At 68.2% G+C, this 20,479-nt stretch carries 16 protein-coding genes; 6 read left to right on the top strand and 10 right to left on the bottom strand.

Translation table 11 applies throughout. From position 1 onward, the window contains the following. Positions 1-6: 6 nt before the first annotated feature. The 4 genes from BS38_RS0108375 (at position 7) to BS38_RS0108360 (ending at position 4,891) form a co-directional block, all read left to right on the top strand. A complete protein-coding gene (locus BS38_RS0108375; RefSeq protein ID WP_028270389.1) occupies positions 7-735 on the top strand; it encodes a GntR family transcriptional regulator in 729 nt (242 codons plus the stop codon). 141 nt (positions 736-876) lie between these two features. Next, positions 877-2,223, top strand: a complete 1,347-nt coding sequence (locus BS38_RS0108370) for an L-fuconate dehydratase (RefSeq protein WP_028270388.1) — start codon at positions 877-879, stop codon at positions 2,221-2,223. Beyond that, a complete protein-coding gene (locus tag BS38_RS0108365) occupies positions 2,220-3,692 on the top strand; it encodes an aldehyde dehydrogenase (NADP(+)) (protein WP_028270387.1) in 1,473 nt (490 codons plus the stop codon). The genes BS38_RS0108370 and BS38_RS0108365 overlap by 4 nt, the downstream gene beginning before the upstream one ends. Further along, a complete protein-coding gene (locus BS38_RS0108360; RefSeq protein ID WP_028270386.1) occupies positions 3,689-4,891 on the top strand; it encodes a fumarylacetoacetate hydrolase family protein in 1,203 nt (400 codons plus the stop codon). The genes BS38_RS0108365 and BS38_RS0108360 overlap by 4 nt, the downstream gene beginning before the upstream one ends. Here the strand turns inward: BS38_RS0108360 and efeB are convergent. From efeB to BS38_RS0108340, 4 genes are all read right to left on the bottom strand, one after another. Continuing rightward, the gene (efeB, locus tag BS38_RS0108355) at positions 4,884-6,299 is read right to left on the bottom strand and encodes an iron uptake transporter deferrochelatase/peroxidase subunit (protein ID WP_028270385.1); all 1,416 of its coding nucleotides are present in this window, start codon (positions 6,297-6,299) and stop codon (positions 4,884-4,886) included. The genes BS38_RS0108360 and efeB overlap by 8 nt on opposite strands. After that, entirely contained in the window at positions 6,296-7,522 is a 1,227-nt protein-coding gene (efeO, locus tag BS38_RS0108350) for an iron uptake system protein EfeO (RefSeq protein ID WP_028270384.1), read from the bottom strand. Before efeO ends, efeB begins: the two co-directional genes overlap by 4 nt. A gap of 31 nt (positions 7,523-7,553) precedes the next feature. Next, positions 7,554-8,408 (bottom strand): iron uptake transporter permease EfeU, encoded by an 855-nt coding sequence (efeU, locus tag BS38_RS24730; RefSeq protein WP_043438067.1) that lies wholly within the window; start codon positions 8,406-8,408, stop codon positions 7,554-7,556. Between the two features lie 103 nt (positions 8,409-8,511). Next, positions 8,512-9,516 carry a LacI family DNA-binding transcriptional regulator gene (locus BS38_RS0108340; RefSeq protein WP_028270383.1) on the bottom strand — a complete coding sequence of 335 codons (1,005 nt, stop codon included), beginning with the start codon at positions 9,514-9,516 and terminating at the stop codon, positions 8,512-8,514. A gap of 148 nt (positions 9,517-9,664) precedes the next feature. Here BS38_RS0108340 and BS38_RS0108335 point away from each other — a divergent pair, with 148 nt between their 5' ends. Continuing rightward, entirely contained in the window at positions 9,665-10,663 is a 999-nt protein-coding gene (locus tag BS38_RS0108335; protein ID WP_028270382.1) for a family 43 glycosylhydrolase, read from the top strand. A gap of 18 nt (positions 10,664-10,681) precedes the next feature. Here BS38_RS0108335 and arfA read toward each other — a convergent pair whose 3' ends face one another. Beyond that, complete coding sequence (arfA, locus tag BS38_RS0108330; protein WP_028270381.1) at positions 10,682-12,211, bottom strand: arabinosylfuranosidase ArfA; 1,530 nt, start codon at positions 12,209-12,211, stop codon at positions 10,682-10,684. 161 nt (positions 12,212-12,372) lie between these two features. Between arfA and BS38_RS0108325 the strand changes: the two genes are divergently transcribed. Further along, positions 12,373-13,473 carry a S1C family serine protease gene (locus BS38_RS0108325; protein ID WP_081818850.1) on the top strand — a complete coding sequence of 367 codons (1,101 nt, stop codon included), beginning with the start codon at positions 12,373-12,375 and terminating at the stop codon, positions 13,471-13,473. 21 nt (positions 13,474-13,494) lie between these two features. On the opposite strand, the gene araA is transcribed toward BS38_RS0108325, so the two are convergent. From araA to BS38_RS0108300, 5 genes are all read right to left on the bottom strand, one after another. Then, positions 13,495-15,030: an L-arabinose isomerase gene (araA, locus tag BS38_RS0108320; protein ID WP_028270379.1), complete on the bottom strand. Its 1,536-nt coding sequence runs from the start codon at positions 15,028-15,030 to the stop codon at positions 13,495-13,497. Positions 15,031-15,063: 33 nt separating this feature from the next. Beyond that, positions 15,064-15,744 (bottom strand): L-ribulose-5-phosphate 4-epimerase, encoded by a 681-nt coding sequence (locus BS38_RS0108315; protein WP_028270378.1) that lies wholly within the window; start codon positions 15,742-15,744, stop codon positions 15,064-15,066. Continuing rightward, positions 15,741-17,504, bottom strand: coding sequence for a ribulokinase (gene araB / locus BS38_RS0108310; protein ID WP_028270377.1), 1,764 nt, complete (start codon positions 17,502-17,504; stop codon positions 15,741-15,743). The genes BS38_RS0108315 and araB overlap by 4 nt, the downstream gene beginning before the upstream one ends. A 130-nt stretch (positions 17,505-17,634) precedes the next feature. Further along, a complete protein-coding gene (locus BS38_RS0108305; RefSeq protein WP_028270376.1) occupies positions 17,635-18,648 on the bottom strand; it encodes a LacI family DNA-binding transcriptional regulator in 1,014 nt (337 codons plus the stop codon). Positions 18,649-18,652: 4 nt separating this feature from the next. Continuing rightward, on the bottom strand, positions 18,653-20,311 hold the full coding sequence (locus tag BS38_RS0108300) for a substrate-binding domain-containing protein (RefSeq protein WP_028270375.1): 1,659 nt from the start codon (positions 20,309-20,311) through the stop codon (positions 18,653-18,655). Positions 20,312-20,479: the final 168 nt, after the last annotated feature.

Genomic DNA, 20,479 nt, shown 5'->3' with positions numbered 1-20,479 from the left:
CAGCGCGTGCCCCCACGTCAGTCTTCCGATATCTCCCGAGGCAAAGCCGCCGTCAGCGATGTGTATACAGCGATGCGCGCCTCCATCCTCGAGGGTGAGATCGCGCCCGGCACCCGGATCAACATCGACGCCGTTTCGCGAAGTTTGGGCGTTTCGCAGACGCCGGTGCGCGAGGTGCTTCAGCGGCTGGAAGGCGACAACCTGGTGGTCTACAACCCCGGCAAGGGCTACAGCACCACTCCCCTGCTGGACCTGGCCGAACTGCGCTCCCTCTTTGAATTCCGGCTGCTGGTGGAACCCTGGGCTGCGCGGGCTGCTGCCGTAGACCGGCTGGCCAATCCCGCCTCCGCACTGGAGAAGGAGATTAAGGCGTTCCGCGGGGCCATGAAATCCGAAGGCGACCTGCGGCAGGACCTGGTGGCCCATGACACCAGGTTCCACGACACCATCCTCGCCGCCGCGGGCAATACCGTGGTCCGCCACGCCTTTGCCCAGACGCACTGCCACCTGCACACTTTCCGCCTCTACCCGGCCGACGTCGACGGCGCCATCACCGTCGCGGAGCACTCGGCTGTCCGCGAGGCCATCCAGGCCTGCCGGCCGGAAGAGGCCGAAGCGGCCATGGCGGAGCACATCCGAAACTCCTTTGCCCGCTTCGCCCAGGCCTTCGAAGGACACGCCGACCTCGCGCCGCTGGAGGACAGCGGCCCACCCCGACGGCACGTCGTGCAGTAGACCAAAGCGATCAGACCCCGGCCCCGCGGCCGGGGTTTTCTTTTGCCGCGGACTTGATCTGGATCACTCTTCCTATATGATTACTGAAATTCATATAGGAAATCATGCACACCCTCCAGATCGATCCGAGAGAAGAGATCCATGCCTTCCATCACTTCCATCACCACCCAGGACGTCCGCTTTCCCACGTCACTGGAACTCGATGGCTCCGACGCGGTCAACGTTGACCCCGACTACTCCGCCGCCTACGTCGTCATCCGCACCGACGCGGGCGACGAAGGCCACGGCTTCGTTTTCAGCTGCGGCCGCGGCAGCGAGATCCTCACTGCCGCCATCGAGTCCTACGCGGGGCTTCTGCGCGGCCGGGACATCGACGAACTGATCTATGACCTGGGCAATGCCTCCAAGCGCCTCATCCACGACTCCCAGCTCCGCTGGCTCGGCCCGGAAAAGGGCGTCACGCAGATGGCCGCCGGCGCGCTGGTCAGCGCCCTGTGGGACATCCGCGCCCGGCGCGAGAACAAGCCGCTCTGGCTGCTCCTGAGCGAGATGTCCCCGGAGGAGATCGTGGACGTTGTGGACTTCACCCACATCCGCGACGCCCTGAACCCGCAGCAGGCATTGGAAATCCTCCGCGCGGGCCAGGACGGCAAGGCGGCCCGCATCGCGAGCCTCCGGGCTGACGGCTACCCCGCTTACACCACCTCTCCCGGGTGGCTGGGTTACAGCGACGAGAAACTGGTTCGGCTCAGCAAGGAAGCGGCAGCTGCCGGCTTCTCGATGATCAAGCTCAAGGTGGGTGGCGACATCGCCGACGACCGCCGACGCATGGCCCTCGCACGGCAGGCCGTGGGCGATCTCCCCATGGCCATCGACGCCAACCAGCGCTGGGAGGTGTCCGAGGCCGTTGAATGGGTCAACCAGCTCGCGGAGTTCAACCCGTACTGGATCGAAGAGCCCACCAGCACTGACGACATCCTGGGGCATGCGGAGATCCGGAAGGGAGTCGCACCGGTCCGCGTGGCCACCGGCGAGGCCGTGGCAAGCCGGATTGTGTTCAAGCAACTGCTGCAGGCCAACGCCATCGACGTCCTGCAGCTCGACTCCACCCGCGTGGGCGGAGTCAATGAGAACATCGCCAACCTGCTGCTCGCCGCCAAGTTCGGCGTCCCGGTCTGCCCCCACGCCGGCGGTGTGGGCCTGTGCGAGCTTGTCCAGCACTTCTCCTTCTTCGACTACGCCGCCATCACCGGAAGCCAGGACGGCCGCATGATCGAATACGTGGACCACCTCCACGAGCACTTCGCCGAGCCGGTCCGGATCGTTGGCGGACGCTATGCCGCCCCGCAGCTCCCCGGCACGGGGGCGGAAATGCTCAGCGCCTCCCGGACGCGCTGGGAGTTCCCCTCCGGCGCGGGCTGGCTCGAAGTGGGCAACCGTGCGGCGGTTACCGGCGGCAGCCTGGCACCTGCGGGAGCCGGCCGATGAACAGCACCGCAGCCGAACTGGACGCATCCGTCGAGGCCGCGCACGCGGCCTTCGAAAAGGGCCGGGCGGCAGGTCCCGGAACCAGGGCAGCCTGGCTCGAGGCGGTAGCCGCCGGCCTGGAAGACGACGCTGCGGCCCTTGTTGATCTTGCGGTCGCCGAAACCCGTCTCGCCGAATCCCGCCTCCAGGGCGAGCTGAAGCGCACCGTCTTCCAGCTCCGGATTTTCGCTGACGAAATCCGCCGCGGTGAGCACTTCGACGCGACGATCGACCATGACGATGCCGCCTGGGGCATGGGGCCGCGGCCCGACCTTCGCCGGTACAACGTTCCGCTCGGCGTCGTCGGGGTCTTCGGGGCATCCAATTTCCCCTTCGCCTTCAGCGTGATGGGCGGTGATTCCGCGTCTGCATTGGCGGCCGGCTGCGCCGTCGTGCACAAGGCACACGACGGCCACCGGGAGCTCGCGGTCCGCACCGCCGAAACGGTGACCGCCGCGCTGGAAGCCGCCGGGGCGCCGTCGGGCCTCTTCTCCCTGGTGACCGGCCGCCAGGCTGCCGAAGCGCTGGTTGACCACCCGCTGGTGAAGGCCATCGGTTTCACGGGTTCGACGGCGGGCGGCCGGGCATTGTTCGACCGTGCGGCCGCGCGGCCGGAACCGATCCCCTTCTTCGGGGAACTGGGCGGCATCAACGCCGTCTTCGTCACCGGCAACGCCTGGGCCGCGCGGCGCGACGAGATCGTCACTGGCTACGCCGGCTCCTTCACCCTCGGCATGGGGCAGTTCTGCACCAAACCGGGCGTGCTGTTCGTCCCCGCCGGACAAACGGACGAGGTCCGGGACAGCCTCCGGAATGCCTTGAGGGATTTCGCTCCCGCCCAGCTGCTCAGCGAACGGCTGCACCAGGGCTACCGGCAGGCAGTCGGCGCGCTGCGGGACACGGCGGGCGTTCAGGTGCTGCTCGACGGCGACTTCGCCGAGGCTCCGGCACCCACCGTCCTGCTGACCACTTCCGAAGCGGTCCGCCGCGATCCCGGAATCCTCCGACAGGAGATGTTCGGGCCCGCCAGCCTGGTGGTGCAGTACAGCGATGGATCCGAACTGGCCGGCCTTGCCGGTCTCCTGGAAGGCCAGCTGACCACTACCTTGCAGGCCGAAGCCGGGGACGACATCGCGGAGCTTGCCGGCAGGCTCGCGGACATCAGCGGGCGCCTGCTCTGGAACGGCTGGCCCACAGGAGTGACCGTCAGTTACGCCCAGCACCACGGCGGCCCCTATCCGGCCACGACGTCGGGCACCACATCCGTGGGGACGGCCGCCATCCGGCGGTTCCTGCGGCCGGTGGCCTACCAGTCCTTCCCGCAGCCGCGGCTGCCGGAGCCGCTGCAGGATGCCAACCCTTGGAACGTTCCGCAAAGGGTCGACGGCGTCTGGCAGCGCCCGTCCGCACGAGCGGAAGGCCTGCTGTGACGGCGCTGCCGGCGTCGGTCGCGGCCGTCCTTCCGGAGGACGCGGAGGACGCCCTTCTCATCGGCCGTCTCTGGGACGCGGAAACCTCCGGTCCCCGGGTTGTGGCGGTTCGGGGCGGGGACGTGTTCGATCTGCAGCACCTCGCCGGGACAGTGTCGGAACTGCTGGAACGTTCGGAACCCGCTGCGGACGTCCGTTCCGCCCTGACAGTGCCACGGTGGAAGACGGCGGACGTCCTCGAAGCGTCCTTGGCGCAGGACACTTCCCGTCCGCACCTGCTGGCTCCCGTTGACCTCCAGGTCATCAAGGCCTGCGGGGTCACCTTTGTGGACAGCATGATCGAGCGCGTCATCGAGGAGCGCTGCGCCGGAGATGCCGGCAGGGCCACGGAAATGCGTGAGCTCGTGGGCAGGGCACTCGGCGGCAGCATCGGCGACGTACGGCCAGGCTCCCCCGAAGCTGCCGAAGCCAAGCGGGTGCTCACCGCCGAAGGGCTGTGGTCGCAGTATCTTGAGGTGGGCATCGGCCCGGACCCGGAGGTCTTCACCAAGGCCCCTGTGCTGTCCTCGGTAGGCCTCGGTGCCGGCGTCGGGATTCCCGCGTTCAGTTCCTGGAACAACCCGGAGCCGGAACTCGTGCTGATCTCCACGTCCGCCGGCAAGGTGGTGGGCGCCACGCTGGGCAACGACGTGAACCTCCGCGACGTCGAAGGGCGGAGCGCCCTGCTGCTGGGCAAGGCCAAGGACAACAACGCCTCCAGCGCGCTGGGGCCGCTGATCCGGCTGTTCGACGGCGGATTCACCCTCGAGACCCTGCGGCAGGAAGAGATCCTGCTCCGGGTGGAGGGACCGGACGGGTACCTGCTGGAGGGCCGGAACACCGTGGCCAGGATCAGCCGTCCATTCGAGGAGCTGGTGGCGGCCACCTTCGGCAAGCACCACCAGTACCCGGACGGCTTCGCACTGTTCACCGGCACGCTGTTCGCACCCACGCAGGACCGGGACCAGCCGGGCCAGGGATTCACCCACAAGATGGGGGACGTGGTCACCATCCGCAGCCGCCACCTCGGCGCCCTGGTCAACACCGTGGGTGCCGTCGAGGAGCTGCCACCCTGGCGTTTCGGGCTGCGTCAGCTGTTCACGTACCTGGCAGTGCAGGAGCAGCCCGCTTCAGCTGCGGGCTCGGCCGGCCTTAGCTGAACAGCCCTTCGCCGATGTAGCCGCCGGGTTTGGTGCCCGGCGGCACGGCGGCCAGGGCGGAGCCGGTGTGCTTGAGGTACTCCACGGCCAGGGTGTCCTGTTTGGCCATGGCCATCTGCATGGGCACGTAGTGGGTGCGCGGGTCCTTGACGAAGGCAATGAAGAATAGCCCCGCGTCGAGATGCCCCAGCCCGTCGGAACCGTCCGTGTAGTTGTACCCTCGGCGCAGCATCCGGACGCCGCCGTTCTGGTCGGCGTGGGCCAGCCGGACATGTGAATCCATGCCCATCAGGGGCTCGCCGTCCTTGCCCTTGATGGTGAAGTCCGGGGCGGTGAATTCCTTGCCGCCGGACAAGGGGGCGCCCTCGGCTTTGGTCCGGCCGATCAGGGCTTCCTGCTCGCCCAGCGATGTCCGGTCCCAGATTTCGATGTGCATGCGGATCCGGCGGGCCACCAGGTAGCTGCCGCCCTCCATCCAGGCCTCTTCCGGCCGGGTGCCGGCTTCCGCCCAGACGTGGTTCTCCAGCAGGTCCGTGTCCTCAGCCTTGAGGTTGTTGGTGCCGTCCTTGAAGCCGAAAAGGTTGCGGGGCGTCTGCTGTGCCCGGGACGTGGAGGCCGTGCGTCCGAAGCCCAGCTGGGACCAGCGGACGCGGACCTTCCCGAACCCCAGCCGTGCCAGGTTGCGGATGGCGTGCACGGCAACCTGGGGATCGTCGGCACATGCCTGCACGATGATGTCACCGCCGCTGCGTCCCGCCTGGAGGTCATCGCCGGGGAAGTGCGGCAGGTCGATCAAGGCCTCCGGGCGGCGGCCCTCGAGCCCGAACCGCGCCTTCCCGTCCTTTTCGAACAGGCCGGCGCCGAAGCCGAAGGTCACGGTGAGCTTGCCGGCGCTGAGGCCCATGGCTTCGCCGGTGTCCTGCGGCGGCGCATCGTAGGAGCCGCCGGCTGCGCCGGTTTCTCCGGCTTCCCGGCCCAGGGTCATCGCCTCAGCGGCGGCGGTCCAGTCTTTCAGGAGCCGGATCAGCTCGTCCCGGTCCTCGGTGATGAGGTCGAAGGCGGCCATGTGCAGGCGATCCTGCGCCGCCGTCGTAATTCCCGCCTGGCGTTCCCCGTGGAACGGCACGGTGTCGTTGGCCGGCGCATCGTCGGCAGGTACTGCCGCCACGACGGCGTCGCGTCCCCACAGCCCGGCGGCGAGGCCGGCCAGCGCGCCGGCGCCCCCGACCCCCGCGAAGGAAAGCAGGCCGCGGCGCGAAACGCCGCGCGTGGCAGCCGGGCCGGCCCGCGGCCCTTCCTGGGACGTGGCCTGCCGGCCCTGGCCCGCACCGTCCCGGCCCGCACGGCCCTGGCCCGCACCGTCCCGGCCCGCACGGCCCTGGCCCCCGCCGAAAGGGCAGCCGGTCACAGCACGACTGCCGCGGTGAGGTTGGACAGCGGCTCGCCCAGGGAATCCACCAGGGCGGCGAGGCGCTGGACCTGCTCGGAGCTCAGCTCGTTGTAGTAGGCAAAGCCGTCACCCCGGGCGTGGGTCTTCAGTTCTGCCTGCAGCGCGGCGAACTTGGTGTCGAGGCTCTTGGCAAGCTCCGGGTCCTTTTGTTCTAGCACGGGCTTGAGGTTTTCGAAGGCGATCCGGGCGCCGTCCACATTGGCCTGGAAGTCCCAGAGGTCCGTGTGGGACCAGATTTCCTCTTCACCAGTGACCTTGCCGGTGGCCACCTCGTCCAGCAGTTCCTTGGCGCCGTTGCCCAGCTTGTCGGCGGTGAGCTCCACGGTCCGCGTGCGCTTGGCCAGCTCTTCCGTGTCGGCCACCAGCCGGGCAGCGAGCTTGTCACGCTCCGCCGCACTAAGGGCCTGGAACCCGGCCGGCGGGAACAGGTCCTTTTCGGCGCGGTGCCACCCGGTCCATTCCTCGCCCTCGGCCAGGTCCGCCTCGCGGGCGTCCAGCTTGGGGTCGAGGTCGCCGAAGGACTCGGCCACCGGTTCGATCCGTTCCCAGTGCATGCGCGTTGCGGCGTAAAGCTCCTTGGCAGTGGCGGCATCGCCGGCCGCGTAGGCCTCGGCGAATTTCTTCGTACCGGCCAGCAGCTGCTCCGTCTGGTCCTTGACGTAGGCCACGTACTGGGCGGTCCCCTGGTCGGAGAGCGCTTTCAGGTCGCTGTCGACGGCAGGCTGTGTGCCGGAGTCCACCACGTCGAAACCGGCCCGGATGCCGTCGCCCACCATGCCAGGCTTGCAGGCCGTGTTGTATTTCCCTGCAGGGACTGTGACCACCAGGTTCCGCGTCAGGCCGGGCCCGATGTTTTCCACCTCGCCCAGGATCCGCAGGCCGTCTTCGGCCAGCAGGTAGAACTCGGTGACCTGATCGCCGTCGTTCTGGACGGCGAACGTGAGGTTGCCGCTCTTCGCGGACGCCGTGGATACCTTGCAGGCATCGCCGGTGCTGGTGACCCGGATCGGGCCGTCGGCCCCGGCCGAGGACGACGGCGCAGCATTGTCCGTGCAGGCAGCCAGCATCAGCGGAAGAGCCACGACGGCGGCTGCAGCGGCCAGGCGGCTGGCAGGGCCACGCCGGCGGCCCTGCGGGTGGATTGCGGACGGGGCGGAATTGGGCAGGCTGGGGCTGGGCATGGGGTTGGTCCTTGGGGTGCGGGGGTGGGGGTCAGGATGCCGCGACGGTTGCCCGGGCAGCTGTGTCCGGACGGGATGATGCGCGGGCACGTCGGTTGGAGCGGAGGTAGAAGAAGAGCACGGCCGGGACGTACAGCAGCCAGGCAGCAGCTTCCAGCCATGTGGTGGCAGGCGAGAAATTCAGGGTGCCTTTGAGCAGGGTGCCGTACCAGGACGACGGCGGGATCGCCGCCGATACGTCAAAGGCCAGGCTGTGGAGCCCGGGGAGGATCCCGGCCTCCTGGAAGTCGTGGACAGCGTAGGCAAGCACGCCTCCGGCGATGACGATCAGCGCCGCGCCGCTCCAGGTGAAGAACGCGCCGAGGTTGATCTTGAGGACACCCCGGTGCAGCAGGAACCCGAGCAGGACGGCGGTGGCCAGCCCCAGCAACGCACCGAACAGCGGCGTTGCCGACTCTCCCGTGGCCTGGGCAGCCGCCCACAGGAAGAGCGCGGTTTCAAGGCCTTCCCGGCCCACGGCCAGTGCGGCGACGGCGGCGAGCCCCCACCCGGCGCCACCTGCAGCCCGGTCCACCTGCGAGCGGAGTCCGGTGCCGAGGGTACGGGCCGTGCGGGCCATCCAGAAAACCATCCACGTCACCAGCGCCACCGCCACAACGGAAAGGCTCCCGCCGATGGCCTCCTGCGCCTCGAACGTGAGGCCGCGCGGACCGAAGGTGAGCAGCGCACCGAACCCTGCCGACACGGCGACGGCAAATCCGACGCCCGCCCACAGCCTGGGCAGCAGGTGCTGCCTCCCGGTTTTGAGCAGGTATGCCATCAGGAGCACAACGACGAGTGTCGCCTCGAGGCCTTCGCGCAGGCCGATCAAATAGTTTGCTGTCATTCGTGGAGCCTCAGATATCGCAGCCAAGGTTAGGCTTGCCTTATAAGAGGATCACCCACGCACCTGAATTAAGCAAACTAAACGTGAGGTAATTGAGCGAACGTTACGGCGCCGAGTCCCGTACCTTCAGCTCGAACCCCGCCTCCACGTGGACCCCGCCGGCCGCCGGCTCCGCACCCTCGATCCGGTCGATGAGCAGCTTGATGGACCGCTCGGCTATTTCCTCCATGCCTGGCGACACCGTGGTGAGGGACGGCGACGCGAAACGGGCCTCGTCGATGTCATCAAAGCCTGCCACCGCCACGTCGTCCGGCACCTTGATGCCGCGGATCAGCAACTCGTGCATGGCACCCAGGGCGATTGCGTCATTCAGGCCGAAGACGGCGTCGAACCGGACGCCGCTGCGGGCCAGGCCGACGACGGCGGAGGCCCCGCCGTCGCGGCGCCAGTCGCACTGCACCACCAGGGCGGGATCGAACTCCACCCCCGCAGCCTCCAGCGCCTGTTTGTACCCGTTAAGGCGCAGGCCCGGGCTGTCCGTGGTGTCCCCTGCAGCCGCGCCCAGGACCGCAATCCGGCGTCGGCCGCCTGCGAGGAGATGGGCCGTGATTGCCGCCGCGGCCTCGGAGTTTTTCATGGTTACCAGGTCGAACCGCGGGTCCGTGATGTGTTCGCCCAGCATCACGATCGGCTTGGTGCCCTGCCGCGCGGCGATGGTCCCGGCGTCGAGGGCCAGCGGGGTGAACAGCAGGCCGTCCGTTAGCTGGCGGAACGGGCCCTGCAGCGCGCTCAACTCGTGCGCCGCCTCCGCCCCGGATTGTTCCACCAGGACCCGGTAGCCGCGGCCGGTGGCGATGCTCATCAGCCGGGAGGCCAGTTCCGCGTAGTAGGGCACGGAGAGATCGGACAGCACCAGCCCCAGCATGCGGCTTTTCCCGGAGCGCAGGCTGCGGGCCGTCAGGTTGGCTTCGTAGCCGAGTTCCGCAATGGCATCAAGGACCTTCTGCTTGGTGGCCGGCCGGATGAACTCGTAATCGTTGAGCACATTGGACACGGTCTTCAACGAGACGCCGGCGGCGCGCGCAACGTCGTTCATGGTCACAGCCACAGGTGATTCCCTTCCCCGGCAACACTTTCAGCTACATCGTTGCAGACGGGCCCCGGTTTTGCCCTGTCCACAGGATATACAACGTTATAGAGTTGGCGGGTCAGCAGCATCCGGGCCGGCCGGTCCGGCAGATCCCAAAGGAACAGCAATGCCGTTTGCCCCGTCGCCCCTCTTCCGCTGCCCCGTGTTCGACGGCGCCGCCGATCCCGTTGTCATCCACCGCCGCGGCACCGCCGAGTGGTGGATGTTCTACACGGCCCGGCGCGCCACGCTCACCACCGGCGGTGTGGACTGGATTACCGGCACCAGGATCGGAATTGCCGTCTCCACGGACGCCGGGGCCACCTGGCAGTACCGCGGCGTAGCGGAGGGGCTCGACCCCGAAGAGTGCCCCGGCCTGAACACCCACTGGGCGCCGGAAGTGGTGTGGCACGACGGCAGATATCACATGTTCCTGACCTGGGGCGCGGGCGCTCCGGGCAGCTGGGCCGAGCAGACCCGGCGCCGGCTGGTGCACTTCACCAGCAGCGACCTGGAGCAGTGGGAGTTCGTAGGCCGCGTGGACGCCGGCTCCGAAAACGTCATTGACGCCGCCTTCGCCGTGGTGTCGGACGGCCGTGCGCGCCTCTGGTTCAAGGACGAGGTGGACGGCTCCACCACCTGGTCCGCTGTCCGCGAAGGTGCCCTGGAAGAAGCGAACGGCCGCTGGCGGGCCGAGGGCCAGGCGATCGGGCTGCCCGCACACGAAGGTCCCAAGGTGTTCCGGCTGGGCGGCTGGTACTGGATGGTGGTGGACGAGTGGCGCGGCCAGGCGGTGCACCGTTCGGCCGACGGCCTGGCCTGGACCCGGCAGGAGGCAAACAACGGCCTCATCCTGGACGCACCCGGCACGGGAGCGGACGACGCCACTTACGGGCGGCACGCGGATGTGGTGACCCAGGGCGATCACGCCTACATCTTCTATTTCACGCACCCCGAATGGCAGGACACCGACATGGTGAGCGGCCTGGCGGACCCGGCCCGGGCGGTCCGGGAGCAGCGCACCAGCATCCACGCGGCGCGGCTGCACGTGGAAGGGGACGCCCTGGTCTGCACTCGCGACCTGGACGCCCCCGTTCACCTGGATCCGGCTCTGCTGGAGAGCTAGTTCCGGCCCGCTTCCGGCCTAGCCCGCAGCGCCGTCAACGGCCAGGCGGACCATGCTCCAGGAGACTGCGGGGAGTTCGGCGGTGAGCCGGCCGCCGTCGAGCTTTACACTGACGTTTTCGCCGGGAACCACTGAGGTGGAGTCGTCCGCCGTCGCCTGCCAGTAGGGGTCCTTGTTGGCGAAGGTGACCGCCTCAACAACCTTGACGTTCCCCAGCCCGGCGACGGCGGCGTCCAGCGTGAGCGCGTCTGTGGCTGAGCGGTTCACGGCAAAAACTACTGCTTGCCCGGAGGCCTCGTCGAACGTGGCGACGGCGGACAGTGCGGCGAAGTCCGCGGTCTTCCCTCCGCTGAGCAGCGGGGATTCGACGGCGAGCTGCAGCACCGTGCCGTGGGCGTGCTGTGAGGTGAGCGCGAACGGGTGGAAGGTGGTCTGCTTCCAGGCGCGGCCGCCGGGTTCGGTCATGATGGGGGCAATGACGTTCACCAGCTGCGCCAGGCTGGCGGAGTGCACGCGGTCGGTGTTGCGGAGCAGGGTGATGAGCAGGTCACCCACCACCACGGCGTCCGCGACGGTGTACCGGTCCTCGAGCAGCACGGGGGCCACCGGCCAGTCCTTGCCCGTGGGCGCCTTGGATTCGTCGCGGCTCATGTGCCAGACGTTCCATTCGTCGAAGGAGATGTTGACCTGTTTGGCGGACTTCTTGACCGACTTCACGTGGTCGATGTGGGCCACGATGTCCTTGATGAATGCCTCCATCCGGTGGCCCGAGGACAGGTGTTCCTGGAGGTCGCCGAAGTCCTCGAAGTACTGGTGGGCGGAGATCAGGTCCACCAGCTCGTACGTTTCGGTGAGGACAACACGCTCCCACTCGCCGAACGTGGGCATGCCGGGGGCCGAGCTGCCGCAGGCCACGAGTTCCAGGTCAGGGTCCACCATCCGCATGGCGCGGGCGGTGTCGGCCGCGAGCCGGCCGTATTCGGTGGCGTTCTTGTGGCCGATCTGCCAGAAGCCGTCCATCTCATTGCCCAGGCACCACATCTTGATGCCGTAGCCGTTTTCTGCACCGTTGGCCCGGCGCTGGTCGGAAAAGGCCGTGCCGCCGTCGATGTTGCAGTATTCCAGCAGGTCCAGGGCCTCCTGCGTCCCGCGGGTGCCCAGGTTCACGGCCATCATCGGTTCGACGCCGGCCTTGGCGGACCATTTGGCGAACTCGTCCACGCCCACGTGGTTGGGGTCTGTGGAGTGCCAGGCCAGGTCGAGGCGCGCCGGGCGCTGCTCCACCGGCCCCACACCGTCCTCCCAGCGGTAGCCGGAGACGAAGTTGCCGCCGGGGTAACGCACGGTGGACACGCCCAGTTCGCGGGTGAGTTCCAGGACGTCGGCCCGGAAGCCGTCCCCGTCCGCCGTCGGATGGCCCGGCTCGAAGATGCCGGTGTAGACGCAGCGGCCAAGGTGCTCCACGAAAGCGCCGAAGGTGCGGCGCCGGACGGGGCCCACGGTGAAGGCGGGGTCCAGGGTGATCTTGGCGGTTGCCTTGGCGGTCATCTCGCCTGCGGCGTTTTCGGTTGCACTCACGTAAACATCCTCGTTCTCTCGGTCTCTACAACGTTATAGAAATCTATTCTTGGTGGTGAAGGCGCTGCCGTCAAGGGACGGCCGCGGACACGCCGGTTCTGTCGACCCCTGGACGAAGGAAAGGCAGCCTGATGAGTACCTGGAATACCGGAATGCCCGGTGCGGCGCAGCGCGCCGCGGCCCTGGCGGCTGTTTTTGGGCTGGCGCTGGCCGGCTGCACGGCGAGTCCGCCGCCGGGCCAGCGCCCCACGTCCGCCACAACGTCCGCCGCCAGCACACCGGCCCAGCCCGCCCAGCCGGGCGGAACACAGCCCGGCACACCACAGACCGCCGCGGACATTCCGACCATCGTGGAGAACGTCCAGCCTTCGGTTGTCACCATCCTGACCGACGGCGGCGTGGGCAGCGGCGTGGTCTTCGCGGCCGAGGGGCTGATCCTCACCAATGAGCATGTGGTGCGCGGCAACACTGACGTGGAGGTTGCTTTTGCCGACGGCCAGCGCGTTGCCGGGACGGTCAAGGCCACGGACGCCATTTCGGACCTGGCCCTCGTGGAGGCCAAGCGCACCGGGCTTCCGGCGGCGAAGTTCCAGTCCGACCTTCCGCGGGTGGGTGAGCTGGCCGTCGTGATCGGCTCGCCGCTGGGCTTCGAGAACACGGCGACGGCAGGGATCATCTCCGGACTGCACCGCGAGATCCCCGGCTCGGCGGCCAGCAGCCAGTCACTGGTGGACCTGATCCAGACCGACGCCGCCATCAGCCCCGGGAACTCCGGCGGCGCCGTCGTCAATTCCCGGGGCGAGGTGATCGGCATCAGTGAGGCGTACATTCCGCCGCAGTCCGGCGCCGTGGCGCTGGGCTTCGCCATTCCGGCCGCAACGGCCGTCCGGGTGGCAGAACAGCTGCGCGAGGACGGCACAGCGGACCACGCCTTTATCGGCCTCCGCCCGGGCGGGATCACCCCACAGATTGCCGAACACCTGGGGCTCCAGAACACCCGGGGCGCCCTGGTGCTTTCGGTGGTCAGCGGCGGACCGGCGGACCGTGCCGGCATCCGCCCCGGCGATGTACTCACCGCCCTGGACGGCAAGGAGCTGGCCTCTCCGGAGGACCTGCTGGCCGAGCTCCGCGGCAAGAGCCCGGAGCAGGCGGTCAATGTGGGTTACCGCCGGGGCACGGAATCCAGGGAAGCCAAAGTCACGCTGGCCGCCCGTCCCGCCGCGGAAGGCTGACGGGCGGCACGTGCGCGGGCCCTAAAGCCCGCCGGCCAGCTTGTAATAGGCCGCGTTCCAGTTCAATTCCTTCTTGAACTGCTTGATGGTGGTGCCTTCGTCAATGGCCAGCAGTTCGGTCTTCGCGATTTCGGCGAAGTCCTCGAACACGTCCATGCCCACCTGGGTGGAGAGCACCGTGTGGTGGGCTGCTCCGGCGGTCAGCCAGGCAGCGGCGGAGGTGGCAAAGTCGGGCTTCGGGCTCCACAGCGCCCGTGCCACCGGCAGGTTGGGCAGCGGCTCGTCCAGGTCCACGACGTCGACGGCGTTCGCCACGAGGCGGAAACGGTCACGCATGTCGGACAGGGCCACCACGACGCCGGGGCCGGCGTCTGTGTCGAAGACCATCCGGACGGGGTCTTCCTTGCCGCCGATGCCCAGCGGGTGGATCTCGACGCGCGGCTTCGTGGCGGTCAGCGACGGGCAGACCTCCAGCATGTGCGCGCCCAGGATCTTCTCCGCGCCGGGGGTGAGGTGATACGTGTAGTCCTCCATCAGGGAGGCGCCGCCGGGAAGTCCGGAGCCCATGACTTTGGCCGCGCGGACCAGGATGGCCGTCTTCCAGTCGCCCTCGGCGCCGAAGCCGTAGCCGTCGGCCATCAGCCGCTGTACGGCCATGCCGGGCAGCTGGCGCAGTTCGCCCAGGTCCTCGAAGGAGGTGGTGAACGCGGCGGAGCCGTTGGCTTCGAGGAAGCCTCGCAGGCCCAGTTCGATCCGCGCACTGTAGCGGAGCGACTCGTGCCGCGCTCCCCCGGCCTTCAGTTCCGGGACCACGTCGTAGAGGCGCTCGTACTCGGCAACGAGGGCGTCGACATCGGACTCGGCAGCGCCGTGCACGGCGTCGGCGAGCTCGTTAACGGACCAGGTGTTCACCGAAACGCCGAAGCGCAGCTCGGCTTCGGTCTTGTCACCTTCGGTGACGGCCACGTTGCGCATGTTGTCGCCGAAGCGGGTCAGTTTCAGCGTGCGGACCGCGGCCCAGCCGGCTGAAGCCCGCTGCCAGACGCCCACCTGCCGGGTCACCTCCGGGTTGGATACGTGGCCCACCACGGTCTTGCGGGGAATGCCCAGGCGGGACTGTATGTAGCCGAATTCACGGTCGCCGTGGGCTGCCTGGTTGAGGTTCATGAAGTCGAAGTCGATGTCCGCCCAGGGCAGCTCAACGTTGGCCTGGGTGTGCAGGTGCAGCAGCGGCTTCCGCAGCAGGTCCAGGCCCTGGATCCACATCTTGGCGGGGCTGAACGTGTGCATCCAGGCCGTCACGCCGATCACGGAATCGTCCGAGTTGGCTTCCAGGGCGGTGCGGCGGATGGCGTCCGAATCCGTGAGGACCGGCTTCCAGACCACCTTGACCGGAACATCGGAGGATTCGTTCAGCACGCTGGCAATCTCCTGCGACTGCGCGGCGACCTGCTTGAGGACATCCTCGCCGTAGAGGTGCTGGCTGCCAGTGAGGAACCAGACCTCGTACTGTTCGAGCGAAGTTCTGTTGGCAGACGTGTTGGTGGTGTTGCTCATGGGGGTTCTCCTGGAGAAGTGGGGTGGCCGGCGCTATTGGCCGTAGACGTTCTGGTAGCGGGCGTAGAGGGATTCGATGCTGCCCTGGTCGATGGGCAGCGGTTCGCCCAGCTGGCGGGAGATATGCACGGTGCGTGCCACTTCCTCGCACATCACGGCGGCCTTGACCGCGGAGCGGGCATCCTTGCCGATGGTGAACGGGCCGTGGTTCTGCATCAGAACCGCCGGAGAGGTGGAGTTGCGCAGCGTCTCCACGATTCCCTGGCCGATCGAGTCGTCGCCGATCAGGGCGAAAGGGCCCACCGGAATGCTGCCGCCGAACTCGTCGCTCATCATGGTGAGGACGCACGGGATCGCTTCGCCGCGGGCCGCCCACGCCGTGGCGTACGTGGAGTGCGTGTGCACCACGCCGCCCACTTCCGGCATATGCCGGTAGACGTATGCATGCGCGGCAGTGTCCGACGACGGCGAGAACGGCGGGTTGCCCCACCCGCCCTCCGCGGGGACGCCGTAGAGGTCCGTGACCACCATGCTCTCGGGAGTGAGGTCCGCATAGGAGACACCGGACGGCTTGATGACCATCAGGTCCCGGCCGGGAACCCGGGCCGAGACGTTGCCGGCCGTCCACACCACCAGCTCATAGCGGGTGAGTTCGGCGTGGAGATCGCAGACTTCGCGGCGGACCCGGGCGATGGTTTCCAGGAGGTCGCTCATGCGGACACCTGCTTTGCGGACGGTTCGGCCGCTGCCTGCCCGGCGGCATCCTGCCCGGCGGCTGCCGCAAACGACGGCTTCGCCGCGCGCTGGATGGCTTTGAGCCGGTGCATCACACTGTTGGTGCCGCGGCCGAAGTAGTCGTGCAGGGTGCGGTACTCGCGGAAGAGTTCCTCGTAGGCGGCAACATTTTCCGGAATCGGAATATAGATCCCGCCGGGCTCCGAACCCATGGCGGCTGCGGCAGCCCGGATGTCCGGGTATCTGCCGGCCGCGACGGCGGCGTGGATGGCCGAGCCAAGCGCGGGCCCCTGGGTTGAGCCGATGGTGGAGAGCGGCAGGCCGGTGACGTCCGCGTAGATCTGCATGAGGAGCTTGTTCTTCAGCAGGCCGCCGGCGACGATGAATTCCTTGACCGGCACGCCCGAGTCCCGGAAGGCGTCGACAATGGTGCGGGTGCCGAACGCCGTGGCTTCCAGCAGCGCGCGGTAGGTGTCCTCGGGGCGCGTTGCCAGCGTCTGGCCCACCACAACCCCGGAGAGTTCGTGGTCCACCAGCACCGAGCGGTTGCCCGAGTGCCAGTCCAGGGCGATGAGCCCGTGTTCGCCGATGGCCTGGCGGGAGGCCAGTTCCGTGAGGTACTCGTGGATGCCCACCCCCTGTTCGGCGGCAGCCTGGTGGTATTCGGGCGGGACGCCGTTGCCGGTGAACCAGCCGAAGATGTCCCCCACGCCGCTTTGGCCGGCTTCGTAGCCCCACAGTCCGTCCACGATTCCGCCGTCCACCACGCCGCACATGCCCGGGACTTCACGGAGTACGGCGCCGTTCATGACGTGGCAGGTGGAGGTGCCCATGATGGCCACCAGCTGGCCGGGCTCCACCGCCTTCGCTGCCGGTGCCGTGACGTGGGCGTCAACGTTGCCCACCGCGACGGCGATGCCTTCCGGAAGCCCGGTCCAGGCAGCGGCTTCTGCCGTCAGGAAGCCGGCTGCATCGCCGAGCCGCCCGATGGTGTGCTCCAGCTTGGAACTGACGAAGTCCTTGAAGTCCGGGTTCAGGGCGGACAGGAATTCCTCGGACGGATAGCGGCCGTCCTGGTAGATGCCCTTGTAACCGGCGGTGCAGGCGTTGCGGACGTAGTTGCCGCACAGCTGCCAGACGATCCAGTCGGCCGCCTCCACCCAGTGGTCCATGGCAGCGTAGGCTTCCGGGTCCTCCTCCAGCAGCTGGAGTCCCTTGGCGAACTCCCATTCGGAGGAGATGAGCCCGCCGTAGCGCGGCAACCAGTTTTCGCCGCGCTCCGCGGCCAGGGCGTTGATCCGGTCCGCCTGCGGCTGTGCGGCATGGTGGCGCCACAGCTTCACGTAGGCGTGCGGCCGGTTGGCGAAGCCGGAAATCTCGTTCAGGGGCGTGCCCTCGGACGTGACCGGGACCATGGTGCAGGCCGTGAAGTCGGTGGCGATGCCCACCACGGCGGCGGGATCGATCCCGGCGTCGGCAATGGCGGCGGGCACCGCCCGGCGCAGCACGTCACGGTAGTCGTCGGGCACCTGCAGCGCCCATTCGCCGGGCAGCCGCGCGGCACTGTCACCCGCCACATCCGCCGGGAGGACATCCGTCACCACGGCATGCGGGTACTCAAACACACCGCTGCCCAGTTCCTTGCCGTCCCGGACGCGGACCACCACGGCCCGCCCGGACAGCGTGCCGTAGTCGACGCCGATCACAAAGCTGTCTGAACCGTCTGCTGTGACGTCCATCAATTCCTCCAATAGTCTCCGCGGCTTTGCGGTTGCCCTCAATTGTTAGCGCTAACAACTTTGCTGTCAAGGCATTGCGGCGAGCCGGGGTGGTCCACGCTCCGAAAGGAGCGATTGCTAACGGGTTTGGTCAGGCGGGCGGGGCGGTGCTTGCCCGCACCACGATCCGGGGCTCCACCACCGTGGCGCCCGCTCCGGCGCCGTCTTCGAGGAGGGCCAGCATCATGTCCATGCAGCGCCGGCCAAGTTCCTCGAAGTCCTGGCGGACCGTGGTGAGCGGCGGCGTGAAATAGCCTGCTTCCGGCTGGTCGTCGAACCCTACGACGGAGACGTCCTGCGGCACCCGCACGCCCGCTTCGCCGAACGCCCGCAGCAGGCCCAATGCCATTTGGTCATTGCCCACGAAAACCGCGGTGGCCGCATGCGCAACGGCGAGCTGCTGGCCGATGCCGTAGCCGCTGCCGGCGCTCCAATCGCCCTCGACGATCAGGTCGTCAGCCAGTCCCGCCTGCAACAGCGCCTCGCGCCAGCCTTCGGCGCGCTCCGCGCCGTCGATCCAGTCCCGGGGCCCGGAGATATGCCCGATGCGCTTATGGCCCTGCTCAATCAAATGCTCGACGGCGAGCCGGGCTCCCAGTTTCTGGTCCACCATGGCGCCGCTGAACCGGCCTTCGCCGCTGGACCCCACCACCACCACGGGCACGTCCAGGTTCAGGTTCTCCAGGGCCTGCAGCGTCCCGGTGTGCGGAACCAGTGCCACGATTCCATCCACGCCCTGGTCCATGAAGTGGCGCGCCGCATCGCTGATCGATTCCGCGCTGACCTCGCGGATGGCCGCAATGCTCACGAAATAGCCGGCATCGCGGGCGGCCTGCTCCACCCCGAGGAGGGTGTTGGCGGGTCCGTACTGGGACAGCTCGCTGGCCAGGACGCCGATGGTGTGCGAACGCCGCGTCACCAGGCTGCGCGCAGCGGTGTTGCGCCGGTACCCCAGCTCGGCGATGGCAGCCTCAACGCGTTCCCTGGTCACCTTGCTGACGTTGGGGTGGTTGTTGATGACGCGGGACACCGTCTGGTGCGAGACGCCGGCACGTTCCGCCACGTCTTCAAGTCGCGGAAGGCGCCGCTCGCTGCTGTTAGCCATGAAGCTATTGTGCGCGAGCCTGCAGCGCATCCACGAAAACGCTCGGGATGTCCTCCGGATTCCTCGCAACATAGCTCGTGCCGCCGGTGACGTCCGAGATCTTCCGGAGGGTCTCGGCGTCCGCGTCCTCGGTGATGCCGATGCTGACGATCACCACGGGCTTGGCGGGGTCACGTTCGCGCTCCAGGGCTTCGAGCAATTCCTCGAGGCTGAGTGAGTCCGGATCTTCATTGGCGCCGTCGGTAAACAGGATGACGCTGTTGACGGCGCGGGCATCGTAGTTCGCCTTGACGGTGCGGTAGGCGGCAAGGGTCGTGTCGTAGAGCCCCGTGGCACCGCCGGTCCGCTTGTCCAGCCCGGAGATATCGGCCACCAGGCGGTCGCGCTGCGTGACGCCGCCAACCAGCTGGTCCATTTTCCGGATGGGATCGAGCTCCACGTAGTCCTGGCTGCCGCCGCCCAGCCCAATGGAAAACGCCCACATTCCCAGGGCTGCGGTGTTGGGAAACAGCTTGCTGCCGGCAATGGCCGCCTGCTGGGTGAGCTGCATGCGGGTCTGTTCCCCCGCCTGGAAGTTCATGGAACCGGACACGTCCATAACCACCAGCGACCTGAAGGGAATGGCTTGCAGGGACCAGCCTTTGAGCGTCCGCTGCACCGATTCCGACGACGCCGGCTTGAGGGCCGCAACGCTGCCCACGCCCTTCTGGTCCGGCGTGCGGCTGCCGTCCACGGGCCGAAGGCCGGTATCGGCGAGCGCCTTCATCCCCTCCTCGGTTGCCAGGGCGGATGCCAGGGCCTTGGCGGCGTCCGCGGCAGCACCGCCGCGCGCCCTGCCTGCGGCGGTGAGTGCCACGGGGTAGTCCAAGGACACCGACCCGGTGTGCGGCATCGACGCGGCAAGCTTGGCGCCGGCCGGCGTCTGCGCGAAGGACAGCCAGGCCTGCTCGGTAACGATGGCGAATCCCCCTCCGGCAGCCACCGCTTCGAGCTGTTTGGCGTCGGTCAGCTTCTCTCCCGTGCGCTGGCTCTCGCTCTGGGCCAGCTGCGCGGTGGCAGCCTGCAGCGTCTTCGCTTCCGCGCGTCCGGCCTCCACTTCGGAGAGCGCGCCCAGCAGCGCCACTTCCCCGCTCCCGGTCACCAGCGGGTCGCTGAACCGGACGCCGCGCGTCTGCAGGGCGCTCATCCAGGTGGCAAATCCGGGAACTTCCCCCTGGCGCCCAACAATCACACCGGGCGTCGAAGCCAGGGACGGCACGGCGATCTCAGGCACCATGGCAGCCCCCGCGCGCTGCACCCGGACGGCCGAGTCGGCCACCCACAGATCCGGGGCGTCCTTGCCCGCGGCCACTGTCGCGGCAAGCTCAGGCTGCGTCCGGGTTTCGATCGTGTATTTCACGCAGGCCTCGGCGGGCACTTTAGCAGCCGCGCTCTCCAGCGCAGGTGCGATGGTGGCATCGGCGCCGACGCGTACTTCCGCAGGGACCTCACACCGCTGGGCGGCCAGCGGCGACCGGTTCCCGGTGATCCAGAGGACAGCCGCGGCGGCAACGGCAATGGCCACCACCACGCCGGTGATCATCAGGATCCTGGGCCAGAAGAACGGTGACTTGCGGGGGAATCGGCCGTGGCGCTGGGGGCCTGCTGCTCGGCGACCTGACATGGGCGCGGTACCTAACTGCTGGGGATCCTGATGGGCGGGAGGCGTTTGCCGGCCACTATCCCTTGCTAGCGGGAAGCCCCAAGTCTGGCTGCAAAACCGTTCCAGTATACGTAAGTGAGTGGCTGGCATCACATCCGCCCATGCCCCGGCAATCAATGCCGCGCAACC

This window comes from Arthrobacter sp. UNC362MFTsu5.1 (assembly GCF_000685965.1).
Classification (GTDB): domain Bacteria; phylum Actinomycetota; class Actinomycetes; order Actinomycetales; family Micrococcaceae; genus Arthrobacter.
Note: the sequence above shows the minus strand (reverse complement) of the source record. Positions and strands in the feature narration are given on the sequence as shown.

What these genes read in the sequence shown, in the direction of transcription:
- arfA (WP_028270381.1), bottom strand. Translation starts at nt 12,211, where the DNA reads ATGACCGCCAAGGCAACCGCCAAGATCACCCTGGACCCCGCCTTCACC.
- BS38_RS0108325 (WP_081818850.1), top strand. Translation starts at nt 12,373, where the DNA reads ATGAGTACCTGGAATACCGGAATGCCCGGTGCGGCGCAGCGCGCCGCG.
- BS38_RS0108315 (WP_028270378.1), bottom strand. Translation starts at nt 15,744, where the DNA reads ATGAGCGACCTCCTGGAAACCATCGCCCGGGTCCGCCGCGAAGTCTGC.
- araA (WP_028270379.1), bottom strand. Translation starts at nt 15,030, where the DNA reads ATGAGCAACACCACCAACACGTCTGCCAACAGAACTTCGCTCGAACAG.
- araB (WP_028270377.1), bottom strand. Translation starts at nt 17,504, where the DNA reads ATGGACGTCACAGCAGACGGTTCAGACAGCTTTGTGATCGGCGTCGAC.
- BS38_RS0108300 (WP_028270375.1), bottom strand. Translation starts at nt 20,311, where the DNA reads ATGTCAGGTCGCCGAGCAGCAGGCCCCCAGCGCCACGGCCGATTCCCC.
- efeU (WP_043438067.1), bottom strand. Translation starts at nt 8,408, where the DNA reads ATGACAGCAAACTATTTGATCGGCCTGCGCGAAGGCCTCGAGGCGACA.
- BS38_RS0108365 (WP_028270387.1), top strand. Translation starts at nt 2,220, where the DNA reads ATGAACAGCACCGCAGCCGAACTGGACGCATCCGTCGAGGCCGCGCAC.
- BS38_RS0108335 (WP_028270382.1), top strand. Translation starts at nt 9,665, where the DNA reads ATGCCGTTTGCCCCGTCGCCCCTCTTCCGCTGCCCCGTGTTCGACGGC.
- BS38_RS0108370 (WP_028270388.1), top strand. Translation starts at nt 877, where the DNA reads ATGCCTTCCATCACTTCCATCACCACCCAGGACGTCCGCTTTCCCACG.
- efeO (WP_028270384.1), bottom strand. Translation starts at nt 7,522, where the DNA reads ATGCCCAGCCCCAGCCTGCCCAATTCCGCCCCGTCCGCAATCCACCCG.
- BS38_RS0108305 (WP_028270376.1), bottom strand. Translation starts at nt 18,648, where the DNA reads ATGGCTAACAGCAGCGAGCGGCGCCTTCCGCGACTTGAAGACGTGGCG.